Origin of the sequence: Corynebacterium tuberculostearicum, from assembly GCF_030229345.1 — a bacterium.
In the GTDB taxonomy this organism is placed as follows: domain Bacteria; phylum Actinomycetota; class Actinomycetes; order Mycobacteriales; family Mycobacteriaceae; genus Corynebacterium; species Corynebacterium tuberculostearicum_G.
In genome coordinates this window covers 1-18,238 of sequence record NZ_JASPGP010000001.1, presented here as the reverse complement: position 1 = coordinate 18,238, position 18,238 = coordinate 1, and the positions used below count along the sequence as shown (strand labels likewise).

Here is an 18,238-nt window from a genome sequence, read left to right as displayed (position 1 = left end):
ACTTGTCAGCCTGCCCTCGTTGCTAGAATCTGTGCGATAAGCAACCCACTCCTAGCTCAGATGATTGGAACTACATGCGTACCGAGCACCTAAACCATATTCTGGACTCTCTGCCCAGCCTTGAACAAAATTATTGGCAAGATGGCTACACCACAGGCATTCACAACGCGTGGATTCGGACTGTCCGCCGCTCGGGGCGCAATTTCCATATTGACCGCTCGAAAAAGAACCGTCCGTATATCACTCTAAAGGATTCTGCAGATGCACCCATCGGAGTAGTTACTCCTTGGAACGTACCTACCTGCACTAAGACAGCTGGGCGAATCTGCCAGAACAAAGTAAAAACACAAAAAATCCTGCACACTGCTGGCATTAATGTTCCCTGGTACCAGGTTTTTGGACCGGACGAGGCTGACAAAGCCTTCGACACCGCTTTTGCTCAAGGCCGGAGGGAAGTTGTGGTCAAAGCACCAAGCTTCTCCCAAGGTCTCGGAGTTTTTCTCAACGTTACTGAACAGGACTTCAAAGAGCGCTTCCACGAATGCGTGGAGATGCAAAAGGAACGAAAGCGAGAGCCCTCGGTAATTGTCCAAGAAATGGTTGACGGCTTTGAATTGCGCGTCACCGTTGTGGAGGGAGAGTTTTTCGGTTCAATCATCCGAATCCCTGCCTACGTTACCGGCGACGGAACCCACAATATCGAAGAACTGATGGCGCTTAAGAATGAAGAGCGTCAGAAGGACCGCGCACGAAGCAAGCGGCTTCTTCGCCGAAACGCGAACATGGAAGCGTTCATGCGCTCCAATTCATTGTCTTTCTCCGATATTCCCGAAGCAGGAGAACGCGTTCTCCTCAGCGCAATCTCTAATATTTCTTTCGGTGCTGAAACTGCAAATATCACCGATATCATTTCGGAGGAAATTAGGGACACCGCTGTCCGAGCAGTTGCCGCGATTCCGGGTCTATACACTGGCGGCGTCGATATCATGGTGCGTAGTTTGAAAGACGACATGCCACGAGTTTTGGAAGTCAACTCTTTCCCTCACGCGACATCCTTTATCTACCCCACTTACGGGGAATCTATAAACCCCATCGCGCACTATCTGGACTCGTACTACGCCCAGCACAAGTTTGCAAAAGGCACAGAAGAGACCTTCTCATTGAAAGAAAAGCAGATGCTTTCTTCTCGCCATGACTTCTGCAAACTAAAGCTGCAGCTATTTCCCACCCAAGACTAAAAGTGAGGTCGGTGAGCATGAGCACATCATGTTCACCGACCTACAGCCTTGGGCTAGTCATCTTTCGCCGCTAGCCATTCCTTCCGCAGCCAACGGTCAGCCACGTACAAACGCCAAATGAATTTCACGATCTCTCTTTGAGACGACTTTTCGGGAACGATAAGTTCTCCGTTTGCGGCCGCTTCCAAGATCTTCCCAAATTCGGGAGTGACCTTTGAAATGAGCAGATCCCAGTTAGCAGATTCCACCAACTCACTGGCCATCTGAACGGCCACAGCTTTGGTGTACTCTATCGCTTTTGAATCTTTAAGCCGAGGATCCACCTGTAGGAATTCATCGCTCTCATGAGCAGGAAGTTCGGCATATCGCTCGGCAAAGGAGTCTTCTCCAAGATTCTCCGCCGGACCAGCACTCTCAAACCGCCATTTATTGCCGTTGGACAAAGGAATGCGGTTCGCTTCGGGCCAAATCATTTCTAAGGCCCTAAAGAGAACACGCTGTGAAACCTTCTCTGACATCGTCATGGCGTCAGAAATCGCAGCTACCTCTTCATCAGCGATTGGATAAGCAATGACTGCATCACGCTCGTAAAGGTTAATGTGTGCATGCAACCAACGTCCCGACCTAAAGTTTCGGGCAAAGAGATACAAGTACTCGAGGTCGATAGACGTCTCTACTTCACGCTGCCATTGTTCAAGAAAATAAGCGTACTGCGCTCTGATCCCCTCGTTTACGAACCACCCAGCTTGTCGTCGCAAAGCGTTTTGCAAGCCCGACTCAGAATAGTGCAGCTTCTTTGCCTGACCGCCCTTCATTAGGGGCCACTGCCCCAGCATGATTGCGTCACCGGCAACACGCGGCGAGGAGCCATAATAAATAGAAGTATGCGGTTCAGAAGCCGGGATGCCATCAGACATGAGAATTGTTCGATCAACCTTTTCCGCCAAGCTTGACCGATCAACTGGGGCTGGTGCAGTTACTTCCAAGTTCTTTTTAGCTGCTCGGCACAAACTATGCGCCACTCGGACTTCTTCATCATTCGGCTTGCCAAAGGTTACCCCATAGACAGATTGCTCCGAGTCCTTAACTAGTCCGAGCAATAGCCGGCTGTCTTTACCGCCACTCATTCTTAGTTGAACGTTCTTGCCCGAAAAATTCGCTAATGCTCTCTGAGTAGAGGCCTTTAGCGCGTCGGCAAGTGCTTCAGCTGCTTCCTCTTCAGAGTGAATGTTAGGGAGACTAGCGATTAGACCTGCTGGACGAGGTATAATCTTTAATTCTCCGCCTTCAATCGCTAGTGCCTCGTCCACTGCAATCGTAGATACCCCTTCAAACGGAGAAACAGCATCGAGGTTAAACCCAAACATCAAATACTGATCTAAAAAGTCAGTTTCCAATGCTACTGAAGAAGATTCTCCCTCTGCTCTTGCTACTGCAGCAAGAAGTGGCCGGTTGCTGGCGAAAACATAATCTTCCGTCTCTGTATAGTGGACTGCTTCTAGAGCCGGAATTGTGTTCCAAAGTGTGACCCGATCGCGATATCGCTCACCCCAGATTGCCGTATAACTGCCCCAAACGGGATTGGTATAAACAATCTCGCCGCCGCGCCTAGCCACCTGCTCTAGTAAGAGCTCGGAAACATCCTGGCCGCTAGAATGAGCCCACCAGTCCTTCTTTGCGACGACGCGGTTCGATTCGCTCGTTCTCTTCCAAACACCTATAGATGATGTTCCGTGCTGTCCCGGTGTGGAAACTTTTATTTCACTGCGATAGTGATCACTGACCAAACTGCGGTATTTTTGGAAGCATCGACGTATCAGTTCGGAATTATGCTCTACAAGGTCGTCAGCCACGGTAGAGCGAAGCTTCTTCTTAGGCACCGCCAAAAGGTATATGGACATCCTAGCTCCTAGATATTTTCCGTAGGCTCCGACCCCATGACGGCGGCATTTTGCCCTGTCAAGGCGTCGATCCATTCGGAAATATTTTTCTTAACTCCCCAACGGGAGGCGTATTCGCGTGCTTTTTGGCCCTCTTCGTTAAACGTCTCCGGTTCGCGTAGAGCGAGTACGCGATCGATTGCGAGGTCACTACCTCCATCTACATACGGGCCAAAAATGTTCTTCGCCCCGTCTCTCTCCCACACGATGGGGACTGCACGCGAGGCCATTCCTTCTGCAGGCGCAAGATGGAAACTTTCCTCATCACTTGGCGACAACACGATGCCGATCTTCCTAAACCAAGACGCCATATCTGGCCCAAAATCTTCAAACACTACGTGATCCCGTAGTCGCTCGTTCGAGGCAATAGATGAGAAAAAATCTAGATACAACTGCTTCTGCAGCGGCTTACTCCATTCGTGAGGGTATTCCCATGGGGCCCTGCCTCTTATGTGAAGGATGTACCGGTCGTCTTGTTCCAATAGCTCTTCAAAAAATGAAACAGCTCTATCTGGTCGCTTCAAGAAGGGAACGTAGCCGACCAGACCAATATGGAACTGAGCACCAAAAAGCTTTTCCCGGTCAAAGTCCACTAAATCAATTGCATTTGGAATTACCCGAGTAGCCGTGGATTGGAGCGGAAGTCGTTCCAGCGCCAATTCCTCGTAATGCTGCGAAACGAAAATCAATTCGTCCACGGCCTGCCAGTCGATTTCCTTCATCCATGGACCGGGACCACGAAGTTCGAATCCATGTAGACGACTAATTAGCCTCTGCCCTGCTCGCTTATGCTCTGCATACCAGCGAACTGACGGACCACACCATTCGCAAAATACAACGTCCGCCCAATCGACTAGTTTTCGGCTGCGTTCTTCGTCATGCTGATGCAGAGACGACCACACGTCCTTCTCGAGTATGAACCGTGGATCCTTCTCAAGCGCATCCACTAATTCGCCCATGAACTTGAAATCGTGGGATGCGATTACGACCTTAATCGCATCCATAGGCACCGCACGCTTACTAGAACGGACTATGCCGGCCGCCTCGAAGTAGCCAGTTAGACGCTCTACCGCTGAATCCATTGAAAAGTTTACTACCTTACCCCGAACCTGTGGGCTCATTAGGTCAATAGAGTTTGCGGCTTTAGCTATGACCTTTGCGGCATCCACGGCAGTAGCTTGCGCATCAATAAAGAATGGATAATCGCTACCGAACAGAGCACGGCTGTCATCGTTAAAATTAACTAAGGCAGGAGTTCCAAGGGCAGAATATTCTAGCGCCTTTGTGGAAACCTCAAGGCTTGAATCTAGTACCGCTGTCCGCCAACCTAATCCAATATGGGCGGACGAAATGGCTGCCATGGATTCATCCCGAGATACACCACCTAACCATTCAACTCCGCTATCAGCATCTGCCGCTGCCTTCTCTAGCGCATCTTTCATCTGAATGTGCCAAGAAGGATCTCTCTTATCCCTATTTATCTTGTCTCCGACAACTAATAGCTCTGAGTCGATTCCCAACTTTCTCAGATGCTTGGGAATCTCCAGCATTTCGAGTGTCTTCCAGTCCTTAGCCATCTTTCCCGCATAGACAATGCGGAGCTTGTCCGACTGTTCGTAGTTCTCCCCGCGTTTCTCCTTGGAAAACGCCTCACTCGGTACCATCGGGAGCATCAAGCAGGTCTTCCCTGCCGCGAATGGAGCGATCGATTCTAGATAGCTTCGGGCCGCTTCAGTTTGTACAAATACTCTCCGAGAGTTCGCCGAGATTCTTTGCAAACGGCCTACATTGGTTTTAGAAAGCTTGGTAATCGGGAAAGGAAGATCCGTTATATAAGCCCAAAGTATCGGCGCCAAGGTCAAAGAGCGACTTAATGTGTGTGCCAAATTCAGTCCTCGAGAAACGAGGATGTCAGCACCGACTTTCTCGACCAACGATTCGAGGACAGGAACCGCGGCTTCCTCGTTGAGTGGAGAACTGGTGTCCGGAGGAAGATGTAGGACGACGTTTTCAATTTTGTCTACGGACTGTAAGAGACGATAGTTATCCGGCTTCATTTTGAGCTGGAGATGGACCTCATCGCATGTCTTTGAAAGCGTTTCGGTTATTGACATGAGCCAGATCGACGAGCCATCTACAACATTCGGGCTGATGTCCCCATAAACTACAGCGGTGCTCACTTCTTAACCTCACTTACACGCGTATGCGTCGATAGCCTTTATCACTGGGTTCGCCATTTCAGCGCCCCGAGAATCTTGTCTTGGTTTCTTAGGAAGCACAACATCAGCGGTGTCACGCAAAACGCTCGTCATATGTGAGGCCGGTGCATTAGCCACAACCGCAGTAAGGACATTATTCTTTCGTTGCGCTTTCACAATCTGGCTATGGAGCTCCTGAAAAAGATGCGTCCCTTGAGCTGACAGACTCCCAAACCAGCGACCACAGGTTAAAGACGCCTCTTCGATAACAAGACAGGAAATGTCGTTCCCTACCTTCGCTAGATCAACGGCAGAATCTATTTTCCGGACGGAGCAGAAGCCCGAGAGACTTTCACGGAGGTCGGAAGAGCCCAAAACGGCCACTACCCGAGTCATTTCGTTGGAAGGATAAAGGAGTTCCCGTAGCTTTTCCTTGGACCCCTCACCAGTGTCTTGCAGCGCCGCCTGTCGCCCAGCCACATGAGAGTTGGGTTTTTCCACGGGCTTCGATGCAGAGATACGCCTAGGGGAAAAATACGATAGAGGTTCTGAGATTGCGCCCCCTGAGCCCGTCTCCCCGTGGCGCCATTCCTCGACCGCGGAATTGATTTGGGTTAGTTGTTCTTCTTGAAAGCGTTGACTCTCTCGCGATTTGGCTATACTACCCGACATGTTTCGGAGCAGCGACAGCTCTTTAGCAACGGACATTACGTTGCGGTAATCCTGTCGGCGTTGTGCCTCTACTCGTCGTGCCCAAGAAACGCTTAAAATCAAGATCAAAGCCGCTACAACGACTGCCAAAATCAACAGCCCGGTGCGAACCAAGTTGCTTGACAGCACCGCGGCAATTAACAACACAGCGGCTAACGCGGCAAGACTTGCAAGCGACTTGCCAGATTCCAACCTCTTCATCCCTAGGATCAGCTCCACATGCCACGCGTGTCAACGACATTCTTTCCTTCCAAGACGCTCTTTTCGAGGCTCTTGAAAGGTGTATGGTCCACTAAGACAGCAACCACGGGGCTTGAAGATATCGCGTGAGAAGCGTCAACTAGCTGCACGTTTTGATACGCGGCTAGGCTCTCGGGCAGCTCATCCACATTAGGCTCAGCTACTAGGATGTTCTTCTCCGGCCACTTCTCGGCCATTTGTTGGACGATTGACAGAGCAGGGGATTCTCTCAAATCATCGATATCCGGCTTAAATGCTATTCCCAGTGCGGCGATTGAATCTGCGCCTTCGGCCTCGACTGCTTCAGTAATTTTGGCAATAACGTAAGCAGGCTTGCCGTCATTGACCTCCCTCGCCGTACGGATCAGCTTGGCTTCCTCCTGAGCTGAAGAAACAATGAACCAAGGATCAACTGCAATGCAGTGGCCACCCACACCAGGGCCCGGATTCAGAATATTGACTCGTGGGTGATGGTTGGCAAGTTCAATCAATTCCCAAACATCAATTCCAAGCTTGTCTGAGATGATTGACAGCTCGTTTGCAAAGGCAATATTCACGTCCCTGAACGAGTTCTCGGTCAGCTTTGCCATCTCAGCGGTTGTTGCATTCGTCAATAGCATCTCGCCATTACAGAAAGAGGAGTATAGCTGTTTCGCTCTATCCGTCGACAGGGGATTTAGACCACCGATAACTCGGTCATTAGCTGCCATTTCCTCCATAATCTTGCCCGGTAGTACCCGCTCAGGGCAGTGTGCGACTAAGAGACGGTTCGCACTTTCAGGATCCGTCGATAGGTCCGGCCTTTCGGCTACAAGAATTTCAGCCATCTTTTCAGTGGTCCCTGGAGGAGAGGTTGATTCTAGGACCACGAGCGCCCCCGGTCGAAGCACAGGAGCAATATTCTTCGCTGCCGCTTCGATGTAGGCCATATTGACTGAATAGTCATCATTGAACGGCGTCGGGACAGCCACAATAAACGCGTCTGCTTCTGCTACTTCTGTATCAGCTTTGAGATGTCCATCGGCGACTACGCTTTTTAATAAAGCTTCGAAGCCAGGTTCAAAAAAGGGCATCTCACCATTGTTGATTTTCTCCACATGGCGCTCATTGATGTCCACCCCCAATACGGAGATACCAGAATCAGCAATAAAAGCTGCAGTCGGGAGACCAATGTATCCCAGCCCAACAACACAAACCTTGTTTATGGGTCCCAATTGCTTCTCTTCAATGCTCACTAAAACCCCTCCTCGGGAGAAAAAGTATTTTCAAATGTTAATTCGGCGTTATAGAACCGCGGTATATTATTCCACAAAGGGGACGCTCCTACATCGAAAACCCTTGGGGAGCACGCGGACCATCTAGCATTCAACAGCCTCGAAATTCCGACCAATACCCACGACCTGCCCATTAGCCAAGAACGATGCATTTGAGACTTCCCAAGTATGCTGTCCAGCATTTCTCATCTGAACAAAGTTGAAGCGGTCTGTGGAATATATTTTCCCCCCTTTCCTCAAAAGAGAACGAATAAAAGCAGTGTCTTCCCCTCGGGAACGCGCCTCAAATTTATTTTCCGCAAACGTACTGCGGGGACCGAAGAAAGTAGGGCCAGCTACGAAGTTCGTCCAGCGATGCTCCCTCTCCGGCCGCCTCACTATTAGCAAGTCTTCATTGCCCAAAAACGCATAGTTTGCCTGTTTTCCTACCAGGTCAGCACCAGAAAAGGACCACGAGTTATACATATCCAAAAGATATGAAGCAAAGTAAAAATCATCATCATCAAACTTAGCAATGAAATCGCCTGACGAAGCAGCGATACCTGCATTTAGGCACTCCCCTAGCGAGGAACTTTGCTCCTCCCTAAGTACACGGTATCGATGAACTTTCGCCTCCTCAGCGAAGTTTGCAATCTCCTTGTCACCAACTTGAATCCCGTGCAGAACCAAAATCAGCTCGACATCCACTCCGGATTGCCGCCCTACCTGCTCAAATACATGCTTCAATTGCCCTTCCCGCACCGTAGAGCAAATAACACTAACTTTTGGTTTAGTCTTCAGACCTTCAAATTCAGAGGGACTAACTCGTTCCAAAATCTCCATTGCCCGAGTTGCATAGGTATGGCTCTCCCAGATCCTTCTTTGCGCCCGATGTACCAGCCTGTCTCTCAACTCAGGAGAATTAACCAAGGCACGAATAGACAACGTGGCTTCTTCCCTACTATCTACAAGCACTAATTCAGTAGAAGGAAAAGTCTCCTCAAGTGCCTTGCTCCATGTAGAGACTACAGGCGTGCCAGAAGCAAGAAGTTCAAACACTCTACGGGAGCACATACTGGGACTGTCAACTACAGAGTTCACATTTAGGAAGACTTTGAAATTCTTGTAAGCCGCAATCATTTTTTCGTACGGCAGAGACCCCACGACTCTTTGGGAAAACGGCTGCGGGAAGAGATAACGCTCGTCTTTTCCCTCGAATCTAGAGAAGATACGGAGACCGTCTTCAAGATGCCCTGATGCGTCCATAGCTCCGCCCAGCAGCATCTCCATTTGCTCACGGCGTTCTGGATATTTGTGAGCAAAATACATGCCTGCAAAAGCCACGTCTCCTTTCTGATAGTTAGGCATATCAGTCCGGATAGGGTTATGAATCGCAGGCTGAGCAGCAAAGCTCAAAGGCCACACTCGATCATGCCCCAACGCGTGCTTATAGGCATCTACCAAATTGACATCGCTCGTAAACACGAAATCAAACAATCGCGCAGTATCTAAGAATTCCTCAAAATGGGGAGGGTCCTCTTTATTCCAGAAGGCCGTAGGAATCCCAAGTTGTTTGCATTGCTCGACGATCACGGAAAGCGCGGTGCTGGGAGCGGAACCGCCAGTCAATTGGTACTTCCAGGCTCCTCCATTTCCGTCCCAAGCACTCTCGACCAAGAATAAATCAAGCTCATAGGATTTAAGTTTCGATTCTTCCCCAGGCAAGATTGGCACGATTGAAAATTCCTCTCCCCATGCCAGGAGAGAAAATTCATCCATGATTACGCCAACGCGTAGGTCCTTGAATGGGCTTGTCCTGTTAGTTTTCCCTTGGGCGGTTACTGCCAGTGGGTCAAACGTAGCGGTCCTTTTGCTTACCGTTCCTACGTTAAATCGCCTTTTAGTCTGGCGTATTAATTCAGAAGAGCCTTCATCTCGGGCCACCTGACGCGCCCGTTTAAAATAATATTCAGTTTTATTCACCATCTTGTTTAATCTTCCATTTTGAGTCACAGAGGCCACCCACTCCAACGAATTATTGTTTTGTACACTACTTTGTTTAACCGATTCTCGTACGACAAGTTGAGCATTGGCCAGATTATTCTCCTAGTATTGAACGGAAGACCTATTGAGGGCCCTAACTCATATTCGGAGTATCCCGCAGCCGCCCAACTGGTCATTCGATTTTCCCAATAAAAGAGGTCGTAGAAGCTTGCAAGCGACGGGGAGACTGAATCTAGCTGGGTATAAGCTATGTACTCCTCCATCTCTGCGACAAGGCGAGAATTGGAGGAGAATTTACTCGTCGTAAACTTTCCGGCTAGGATTTCGCCGTTAACCGGACTCTCGGTCCTATCTTTATAAAAGACTGTGCCGATTTCACCACCGATCCCAAAAAGGACTACGGATTCTTTGGGGAAGTTCTGCCACAAAGATTTGGCTAAAGCCGGAAAACGAGCCCAAGTAGGAAACGATCGTTTGTACGCGGAAGCAAACTTTCCTTCAAAAATGAACGGTTCCACTTTCACTACCTTGTGTTGCAGACCAGACAGCATAGCTAGGAAATTGGCCCCTTGGAGGTCATTGATCCCTAAAGGATCCTTTCTCTCCGCGAAAATGTAGGTCATAGCTTTGGTGAAGTGCTTTTGGAAAAGATCAATACACGACAACAGCACTACCAAAGAATCTTGGCCTGAGGTCAAAGCGAGATAGGTTTTATCAGAGGTATTGAGCCACGCCGAAGTCTGCACCCTAAGCTCACCAATCAGAATGCGAGCGACCTCTTTTGGCGAATATTCCGCGGATACTCGGTGTTTTTCCAATGGGAAAATGCGGGAGTGCAGGGCCCTTTCCCCGTCAAAAGACAGCACACAATTAGCACTTACTAGCTCGGTGCAATCATGCGGCGTAATGCGGCCTGGCAACCATTTTCCCGCAGCACTCACATAGTCAGGATTTGAAAGAACCCAATATGCCCGCTTCCTCGAGAATTCTTCTATCTCTCTAGCGACCAACGCAGAATGCGATGCAGCGAAGAGTTGTTTATTTCTGACGGTCCAGTAACAACTTCTGCTTGCCATTGCATCTACGTGAATACGCCACTGGTCTTCACACCCGGCGATAAGGACGAACCGGCCCCCTAGCCACAGGACGTACTCATCGATCGCCTCGAGGCTATTTCCAGACAATATTAAATCAGCAATACGGTCAGCGATGAGGTCACTATCAGCTATTCCTTCCTCCGAGTCGATAGCAACCCCCAGCACGGCAACTGAGACCCCACGTTTCTGGGCCAATGCAACAGGAAGGTTTTCTTCAACCCGAAGGCACCCCTCACCTAGAGCCAGCTCCTTCCAACGCGGTGAAGGCGGTGGTTGAAGAAACCCTTGGGTGCTGAACTCATATCCACGCGAAAAAGCCCGCACTTCCCCGCTATTGCTAGACGTTCGCCGTTTCTCTCCCACCGCAGCGTCTGACAACCCGCGCCAAGCTCCTTGCAGGGTGGATTTCGCGTTTTCGTCTAATTCCGGTCCGAGAAAGCGAGTACCCACAGTCGCTTCGACTCTGGAACGCCCCCGGTATACTCGCGCTCTAATACCGTGCGGGATTTGACGAGCTCCCTTCAGCAAGGAAGCCAGCAAACCTTCTAGTTTCATATCTATGCCGCTAATTCCTGGTCTGGTGCACTGATTTCTTAATCTCGTACTCCATCGAAGCATACGCCGAACGAGTGAAGTGGAATGGTGCATTTCCCCACTTATGGTTCTCGTCAGCTACTGTGCCGTCGATCCTTGACACAGTAATCCCCAGCCTTTCTAGAACCACGTAATATCTACGGAACATCTCATTATACTGCGAGGCAGATAAACCACGTATCCGGCCAGTCTTCTTATTATCTGAGCGATACTCGGCCCATTCCGGTGCCAAGACTAGGCATTTTTGCTTCAACCCAAGAAAATCCAAAAACTCAGTAAACAAAGCTGCAGCCCCCTGCCAACGCTGGAAGTGCTCGGCGGACCCGAAAGGAATCTTTCTGGCCTTTTTCAGAATTTGGGGCATGCCCTCCAGCCGCCTGAGTTCCGCGCTATTGGTAGCAATGCTCCCATCTGGGAACTCCCAAACCCCGGTCCGTTCAACGACCAAGTCCCAGACAAAAACATCAATACCGTTTTTCTTCGATATCTCGCGCATGAGGTTTCCCGACAAATCACTCTCTAACATGCGCTGCTGGAAAGAGCTTTTCAGTTTGAAATCAGGAATATTGGATTTCGCGTCTGAGCCCACGGAAAGAAGAGACTGACGCGCCACATAGCGGAGCACCTTGAAGTCGGTGTGCTTCGCAAACTCAACAGTGTCCCGACTCACACACCCACCAAAGATAAAGGTACGGACAGGCGTGGCTTCTTCTTTGGAAGATGCCGGCTCAAAGTTTCCTAACTGCATACGATGATTCTAGACTATCCTCAGTGACAGCTTAGACCGTAACTATAGAGCAATCATCACAGTGGAGAAATTGTGGAATCACAATTGAACAACGACAGCGACAGTGCTCCCGAGGGGACCAACGCAAACCAAGAAAAGCCCAAGCGCGTTAAAAACGCTAGTATCCGCAAATTGGAGCTCGTTGACGATTCCCAGTTATATAACCTACGGAGCCGAGATAACCTAGCGTCTTATACTCGTCGTCTTTTTGACCGCCGACATTTCATCTTGGCTTATGCACGCAGTAAATCGCTTAGCCGAGGTAGAAATATGTTCCTCGGACGCGCTTGGCTTATCCTTCAACCGATCCTAGACGTGGCAGTCTACGCTTTCATTTTCGGCTACGTTCTTCACGTATCTAGGGGAATGGACAATTTCATTGGCTTCCTAACAATCGGTGTAATTTACCTCAAATTCGCAACCGGCGGTTTGTCAGCTGGCACTTCCATCATCCGTGGATCAAAAGGGTTGATTAGCAGTTTTAACTTCCCCACAGCAGCCGTCCCTATTTCAACGACTATTAAGCAAATGATCGACCATGCAATCCCCGCCATGGTTGCGATAATAGGCGCACTTCTCTTTCAGCTCGATAAAGGAATTCCTTGGACCATCATTCTAGTGGTTCCCTTGTATTTCTTAATCCACTGCTTCTCGCTCGGTTGCATGTTCATTGTGGGACGAGCTACAGCATTCATCCCGGATCTAAAGTCAGTAGTGGGAATCATCAATCGAGGTCTCTTTTTCATCTCGGGTGTATTCTTCGATCTGAGCAAATTTGATAAAAATCCCCATATTCAAGAGATCATGCAAGCTAATCCCATTTACCAGTTTCTTACCGCCGTACGGCAACTGGTTTTGGACGGTGAGGTACCGCCCTTAGGCACTTGGCTGTATATTGCAGCTTGGTCATTCGGGCTATTGATTATTGGATACTTCTACTTTTGGCAAGCCGAGGAAAGGTACGCAGTTGTCAAATAACCCAACGGTTGTCGCTCGTAACCTCAAGAAGTCTTACTACCTTAATGGCTCCGGTTCTGAGCATGTTTTATCCAAAAAACTTTCGAAGCATACTGTGGAAGCAGTAAAAGACGTTAGCTTTGTAGCTTATTCTGGAGAATCGATCGGCATCCTGGGTAAAAACGGCTCAGGAAAGTCAACCCTTCTACGAATGATTGCTGGGTCATCAAAGCCCGATTCCGGCGACGTGTTTGTTTCCTCCCAGCCCACCTTGCTCGGTGTCGGGGCGGCTCTCCAATCGAATTTAAGCGGTCGCCAAAATATTAATTTAGGCCTCTTGGCAATGGGGCTAACCCCAGCGGAATCTTCGAAGCTAGTGGATCCGATTATCGATTGGGCGGATCTCCGGTCTGCAATCGATCGTCCCTTAAAGACTTATTCGTCGGGCATGAAATCTCGCCTGACTTTTGCGATCTCTACAGCAGTTCGACGCGAGCTACTGCTAATTGACGAAGCCCTTTCCACCGGAGATTCCACGTTCAAAGCTAAGGCTAAGGATCGTATGGACGAGTTTCTCGCTGGATCCGGAACAGTCTTTCTCGTGTCTCATGGTGCCGCGACAATTCAAACGCACTGCACTCGTGCTATATGGCTGCACGAAGGCGACATGATTGCTGACGGAGATGCGGAAACCGTAACTACAACTTACCGTGTCTGGGGAAACAGAGTTAGTACAGGAAAACTTGAAGAAGCTGACCGCATCATCAAGCGGCAACGGAAGGCGTTTAAGCCGCACAAAATCCTACTGGATTCTGAGGCCGCAAAGTTTTTGACCCATTCATCTTCCCCTCAGTAGCTCTAAGTACAGACCCTCCAAGATGTGCGCATTCCGCTCCCATGATCGCTTCTTGGCCCATTCTTCAAGCTCCCGAGGATTCACGATGAGTTCCCCCTGCCGGACTAAATCAACTGATTTGGCCAGCGCGGAGGGGTTATCCGGTTCAACTTCAACCATTAATCCACCGGTGATTTCCTTTAACGCTGGTAGGTCAGTTCCGATTACCGGTACTCCGCAGGCCATCGCCTGTAGCGGCTTAAGCGGAGTGACTTTCCTACAAACTTCAACGTCTCGCCGCGGTACCACGAACACATCCAAGGCAGCGTACCAAAGGTGAATATCAGTAGCCGGCTGCTTACCAGTAAAGACAACCCGATCATTCAAATCAAGCTCATCGGCTAGGTCTTCAAGACCTGGTCGAGCCACTCCATCTCCTACGATAATGAGAGTTGCGTCTGGAATCTCCTTCATCGCAGCTATAGCAATGTCTAGCCCTTCGTAATCCACGACTGAGGTAATTGCACCGATTAAGAACTCGTCGCCTAGGCCCAATCGTTTTCGGGCGTGCGCTTTGTCAGTATGAGTTTTAAGCTGATCAGCTTCCAGAGCGTTCGGAACGACCTTGATTTTCGATTCTGGAACGCCTCGACGCGTTAGGTCCTCTTTCGACACCTCACTTAACGCTATTACTTGATTTGCAGCCATCATCGCCGCTGTTTCGGCCTGACGCGCTAATTCAAAAAACTCCGAGCTGCGGCGTTTTTCTGGGTCTGGAGACTGCGAAGCCCACGTGCTCTCGGGCTCGCCTCGGACCTCATAGATCCATGGGACGTCAAGTAGAGCGGCTGCGCGAGCCACCACGCGCGCGTTTGTGTATGGGGTGGTGGTGTGAAGTATGTTTACTTGCTTTTCCTTCGCGAGTCTTACTAGTTGGCGGACGGCCAGATCCTCCTGGCGAGTAATTGAAAACGGAGCAAATAAGGAGCCCAACACGAAATATTCGAGACCATCGTTGACAAAATATGGACCATGATGGAATCTACCGATATTCTCCGGATATCCGTAGCGCGTACAAGCAAACGCTTCTACTCCCCTTGCCCTTAGACTCTTGAATAGTGCTTTAGACCGAAGCGTGTATCCAGATTGGGTATAGGGCAATGCATTCGTGAAATGAAACAGTACCCGCGGGGCGGCTGCGCTACCGCTGCGTTCAACTGCTCCCTCAAAGCATTCAACTGACTGGAGTTGCAAAAGTTTCCCGCGGAGATATCTCTCAAACGAAAACGTCAATGGCCTAAGGAATGGCGCCTTTTTCAGCTGTTTTATCGCCCTACTCAATTCCCCGGCCTCGGCGGTCTCGTACCCGGGGCTCCTCATTGCCGAAAGTACAAAGTGCGCCCCCTTCACACATGCTCGGGCTACCTTGGACTCTGAGTTTAAGCGCACGAATTCAACCATTTGATTCGAAAATCGCACAGGATCCTGTACAAGTCCCACAACATTGATGGACCAAAATTTGATGACCGAGCGACCAATTCCAGCCGGCATGCTTATGACTCCATCTGCTTCAAGAACTTAGCAATCAAGCTGGGCACAACGTTGTTCTGTTCGTTCTCAACCCAATGTTTAGCTCTTTCGCTAGCCTTGAGAGACAATTCGCCCTGAGCTAAGGCACACCACAGGTTCGCTAGAGCTTCCGGCGACTCGGGAGGAACCGCATAACCGGCTTCCAAGGACTCGATCAACCTGACCGATTCCCCGGCTACAACACCTGTTATTGGCACCCCGTACTCCATAAGCTCGAACAGTTTAGAGGGAACAGTTCTTTCTAATGGCTTCCAATCAGTTAAATGGACAAGCGCGGTATCTGCCCAGTCGTAATAGTCTGAGATGGAGTCAGCTGACTTCCGCTTAATGAAAGTTGCGGGAACTTTTCTTTGCTTTGCATAATCTTTTACTGACAAGCGAGCATCTCCTGCGCCCACGAACTTTAGCTCAATCGGCACTCCACGCTCCGCCGCGATCACCGCTGCATCAATCACGTTTTGAAGTCGTTGGGCGCGACCTATAGTGCCGGCATACAGCACCTTTAGAGGTCCTTCCCCTGAGCCTGGAGCCTTCTTCTGCCCCAATCCCTCTCGGGGAAAAACATTCCGGATAGTAACCATATTGTTCAGAAGTTTTGAGTTCTTCCGCAGCTGAGGTCGGTTCTGAAAATCTAATTTCAAATCTTCTGCCGTAAAAATGACACCTTGGGCTTTCCCCAAGACGTAGTAGAGAGTCCTAGCAACCACAAAACTAACGAACTGAATCGGCCCTCTGCTCAAGATTTTATGCTTTAGCGAAGCACTCTTGATCCCCTTATTCCACTCACTCGAATAGGCTAAGAGGTCGGGCCAGGCGTCTCTTAAGTCGATAGCCAATTTCGCCCTTGAGATTTTCGCTGCTACAAAGGCGACCACGGCGGTTGGCAAAGCCGGCACTGTACCTATAACCAATTCAGGCTTCCAAGATTTCCGAAAGCCAAACTCTACTAGTACTGCATAGAGAGACCCCAGAGCGATGCCTGCTTGACCGATTGCACGCTGTATCAATGAGCCACCGCACGGGATAAACCCACTCCGGATGACTAAATCTACGGCGTCATTCTTTTCTTCTTCTGTTCGAGGACGGAAAAGAGATGCGCTCCACCAGTGCTTAATAGAGGCCCGTCGAACAGAAGCCGGCGGAGGAGCAATGACTCTAATCTCGTGGCCTTGAGACTTTAGAATGCTAGCGATCCATTCCCAGCGACGCTGCGGCACGTTACTTTCTGGCGACCAATACTGCGAAATGATGAGGATCCGCAATTTTCTCTCTTTCGTTAGTACTAAATCCGTCGCTCTCAAGCCTCAATAGCGTACTGAGCCACTATTTCCAGCTTACTGGTTCCCATAGAACTAGTCTTCTTACCCACCATTTTTGCACAGGAACCCCCGTGAGTGGAGTCCTGACCCATTCCTGACGCGTTCCCGCTACATAAGGACAACGAATTCAGTCATTTTACCGCCGTGTGCTGGCAATTTGTTGAAATCGCATGAACCCTATATAGTTATTCCTCGTTGCACAGAGAACACAGAGTTCGACGTACAGCATGTATTCCTCCATAGCTCAGTTGGCAGAGCATTCGACTGTTAATCGAAGGGTCACTGGTTCGAGCCCAGTTGGAGGAGCAAATAATTTACCCCCTTCTATCAGCAAATACGCTGGTGGGAGGGGGTTTCTTCGTTTTTGCCTATGCGGCGGATTCTAGTGGTCGTGGAAACACTTCCTATGTTTCGGTTGAGTTTATCAGTGCTGCCATTTTCTCGGCTGGTGTTTGAAAGCCCAGGGTTTTGCGGGGGCGGCGGTTGAGTTGCATGGCGACGAATTCTAGGTCCGCTGCACTATGGACGCTTAGGTCTGTTCCTTTAGGGAAGTACTGCCTAAGTAGTCCGTTGGTGTTTTCATTGGTGCCCCGCTGCCACGGCGCGCCAGGATCGCAAAAGAACACGGGACAGTTTGTCGCTACAGAAAAGGCCTTATGACAGGCCATTTCACTTCCCTGATCCCAGGTAAGTGAGCCTTTGAGATGATCTGGCAAGCCAGTGATCGCTTTAGTAAGTGCTGCATTTACTTCGGTAGCATTATGCCCATTAGGTAGATGCAGCAAGATGACATAGCGCGTGGTTCGTTCTACGAGAGTTCCAATTGCAGACTTATTGCCCGCGCCTAAAATGAGGTCGCCTTCCCAATGACCTGGTACGGCTCGGTCGTCTACTTCTGCTGGCCGGTCGGAAATCATCACTATAGGGTCAACAAACCGCTTACGGGCGCTGCGCGTGCCACGAGGTCGACGTTGGGCGTGACCGCGACGCAGTGCAGCAGCGATTTCTTTTTTCAACTCGCCTTTAGCCTGGAAATACAGAGATTGATAAATCGTTTCAGGACACACGTACATAGTCTCATCACCGGGGTAGCAACTGCGCAACCGCCCAGAAATCTGCTCTGGCGAGTACCTGTCTTTCACCATTTCCCAAACCACCTCACGCAAGCGTGGATTGGCATCAATCTTGCGCTTTTTCGGTCTAAACCTACGCAACACCGATTTACGGTGCGCATACGTGGGAAGATATACCCCAAACTCATCCCGGTTGCGTTTAAGTTCCTTGCTGATAGTTCCAGCAGAGCGCTGAAGACGCCGAGCTATCTCACGTACACCTTTGCCTTGCCGGTCAAGATCAAAGATGAGCTCGCGCTCTTCTATCGATAGATAGCGCGAAGAAATACGCCTATCGATACGCTGTTGGGAAATAACCTGGACTGGAACTGCTTGGCGACCATCAACGTACTCGAGTACCTG

13 protein-coding genes and 1 tRNA gene are annotated in these 18,238 nt (G+C 49.8%); 4 read left to right on the top strand and 10 right to left on the bottom strand.

Annotated elements, in window-relative coordinates:
* Positions 1-74 precede the first annotated feature (74 nt).
* Positions 75-1,238 carry a hypothetical protein gene (locus tag QP884_RS00070; RefSeq protein WP_239194310.1) on the top strand — a complete coding sequence of 388 codons (1,164 nt, stop codon included), beginning with the start codon at positions 75-77 and terminating at the stop codon, positions 1,236-1,238.
* 53 nt (positions 1,239-1,291) lie between these two features.
* Here the strand turns inward: QP884_RS00070 and QP884_RS00065 are convergent, their stop codons facing one another.
* The 7 genes from QP884_RS00065 to QP884_RS00035 form a co-directional block, all read right to left on the bottom strand.
* The gene (locus QP884_RS00065) at positions 1,292-3,091 is read right to left on the bottom strand and encodes a hypothetical protein (RefSeq protein ID WP_284820036.1); all 1,800 of its coding nucleotides are present in this window, start codon (positions 3,089-3,091) and stop codon (positions 1,292-1,294) included.
* A 56-nt stretch (positions 3,092-3,147) separates the two neighbouring features.
* On the bottom strand, positions 3,148-5,358 hold the full coding sequence (locus QP884_RS00060; RefSeq protein WP_284820034.1) for a glycosyltransferase: 2,211 nt from the start codon (positions 5,356-5,358) through the stop codon (positions 3,148-3,150).
* Positions 5,359-5,367: 9 nt separating this feature from the next.
* Positions 5,368-6,288 carry a hypothetical protein gene (locus QP884_RS00055; protein WP_284820032.1) on the bottom strand — a complete coding sequence of 307 codons (921 nt, stop codon included), beginning with the start codon at positions 6,286-6,288 and terminating at the stop codon, positions 5,368-5,370.
* Positions 6,289-6,296: 8 nt separating this feature from the next.
* The gene (wecC, locus tag QP884_RS00050) at positions 6,297-7,562 is read right to left on the bottom strand and encodes a UDP-N-acetyl-D-mannosamine dehydrogenase (protein WP_284820030.1); all 1,266 of its coding nucleotides are present in this window, start codon (positions 7,560-7,562) and stop codon (positions 6,297-6,299) included.
* A gap of 123 nt (positions 7,563-7,685) precedes the next feature.
* Positions 7,686-9,566: a glycosyltransferase family protein gene (locus QP884_RS00045; RefSeq protein ID WP_284820028.1), complete on the bottom strand. Its 1,881-nt coding sequence runs from the start codon at positions 9,564-9,566 to the stop codon at positions 7,686-7,688.
* A 23-nt stretch (positions 9,567-9,589) separates the two neighbouring features.
* Complete coding sequence (locus QP884_RS00040) at positions 9,590-11,236, bottom strand: hypothetical protein (protein ID WP_284820027.1); 1,647 nt, start codon at positions 11,234-11,236, stop codon at positions 9,590-9,592.
* Between the two features lie 10 nt (positions 11,237-11,246).
* On the bottom strand, positions 11,247-12,023 hold the full coding sequence (locus tag QP884_RS00035; protein ID WP_239204528.1) for a DUF6270 domain-containing protein: 777 nt from the start codon (positions 12,021-12,023) through the stop codon (positions 11,247-11,249).
* Between the two features lie 72 nt (positions 12,024-12,095).
* Between QP884_RS00035 and QP884_RS00030 the strand changes: the two genes are divergently transcribed.
* Positions 12,096-13,040, top strand: a complete 945-nt coding sequence (locus QP884_RS00030) for an ABC transporter permease (RefSeq protein ID WP_284820025.1) — start codon at positions 12,096-12,098, stop codon at positions 13,038-13,040.
* Entirely contained in the window at positions 13,030-13,875 is an 846-nt protein-coding gene (locus tag QP884_RS00025; protein ID WP_284820023.1) for an ABC transporter ATP-binding protein, read from the top strand. The genes QP884_RS00030 and QP884_RS00025 overlap by 11 nt, the downstream gene beginning before the upstream one ends.
* Here QP884_RS00025 and QP884_RS00020 read toward each other — a convergent pair.
* Both QP884_RS00020 and QP884_RS00015 read right to left on the bottom strand, forming a co-directional pair.
* On the bottom strand, positions 13,858-15,264 hold the full coding sequence (locus QP884_RS00020; protein ID WP_284820021.1) for a glycosyltransferase family 4 protein: 1,407 nt from the start codon (positions 15,262-15,264) through the stop codon (positions 13,858-13,860). The two genes, QP884_RS00025 and QP884_RS00020, sit on opposite strands and share 18 nt — an antisense overlap.
* A gap of 143 nt (positions 15,265-15,407) precedes the next feature.
* Entirely contained in the window at positions 15,408-16,745 is a 1,338-nt protein-coding gene (locus QP884_RS00015; protein WP_239194325.1) for a glycosyltransferase family 4 protein, read from the bottom strand.
* A 251-nt stretch (positions 16,746-16,996) separates the two neighbouring features.
* Here QP884_RS00015 and QP884_RS00010 point away from each other — a divergent pair.
* Positions 16,997-17,069: transfer RNA gene (locus QP884_RS00010), tRNA-Asn, on the top strand.
* Positions 17,070-17,167: 98 nt separating this feature from the next.
* Here the strand turns inward: QP884_RS00010 and QP884_RS00005 are convergent.
* On the bottom strand, positions 17,168-18,238 hold a 1,071-nt coding region (locus QP884_RS00005), incomplete at its 5' end, for an IS30 family transposase (protein ID WP_434736439.1).

Excerpts from the sequence above, each read along its gene's own strand:
- QP884_RS00035 (WP_239204528.1), bottom strand. The coding sequence starts at position 12,023 with ATGCAGTTAGGAAACTTTGAGCCGGCATCTTCCAAAGAAGAAGCCACG.
- QP884_RS00045 (WP_284820028.1), bottom strand. The coding sequence starts at position 9,566 with ATGGTGAATAAAACTGAATATTATTTTAAACGGGCGCGTCAGGTGGCC.
- QP884_RS00055 (WP_284820032.1), bottom strand. The coding sequence starts at position 6,288 with ATGAAGAGGTTGGAATCTGGCAAGTCGCTTGCAAGTCTTGCCGCGTTA.
- QP884_RS00040 (WP_284820027.1), bottom strand. The coding sequence starts at position 11,236 with ATGAAACTAGAAGGTTTGCTGGCTTCCTTGCTGAAGGGAGCTCGTCAA.
- QP884_RS00070 (WP_239194310.1), top strand. The coding sequence starts at position 75 with ATGCGTACCGAGCACCTAAACCATATTCTGGACTCTCTGCCCAGCCTT.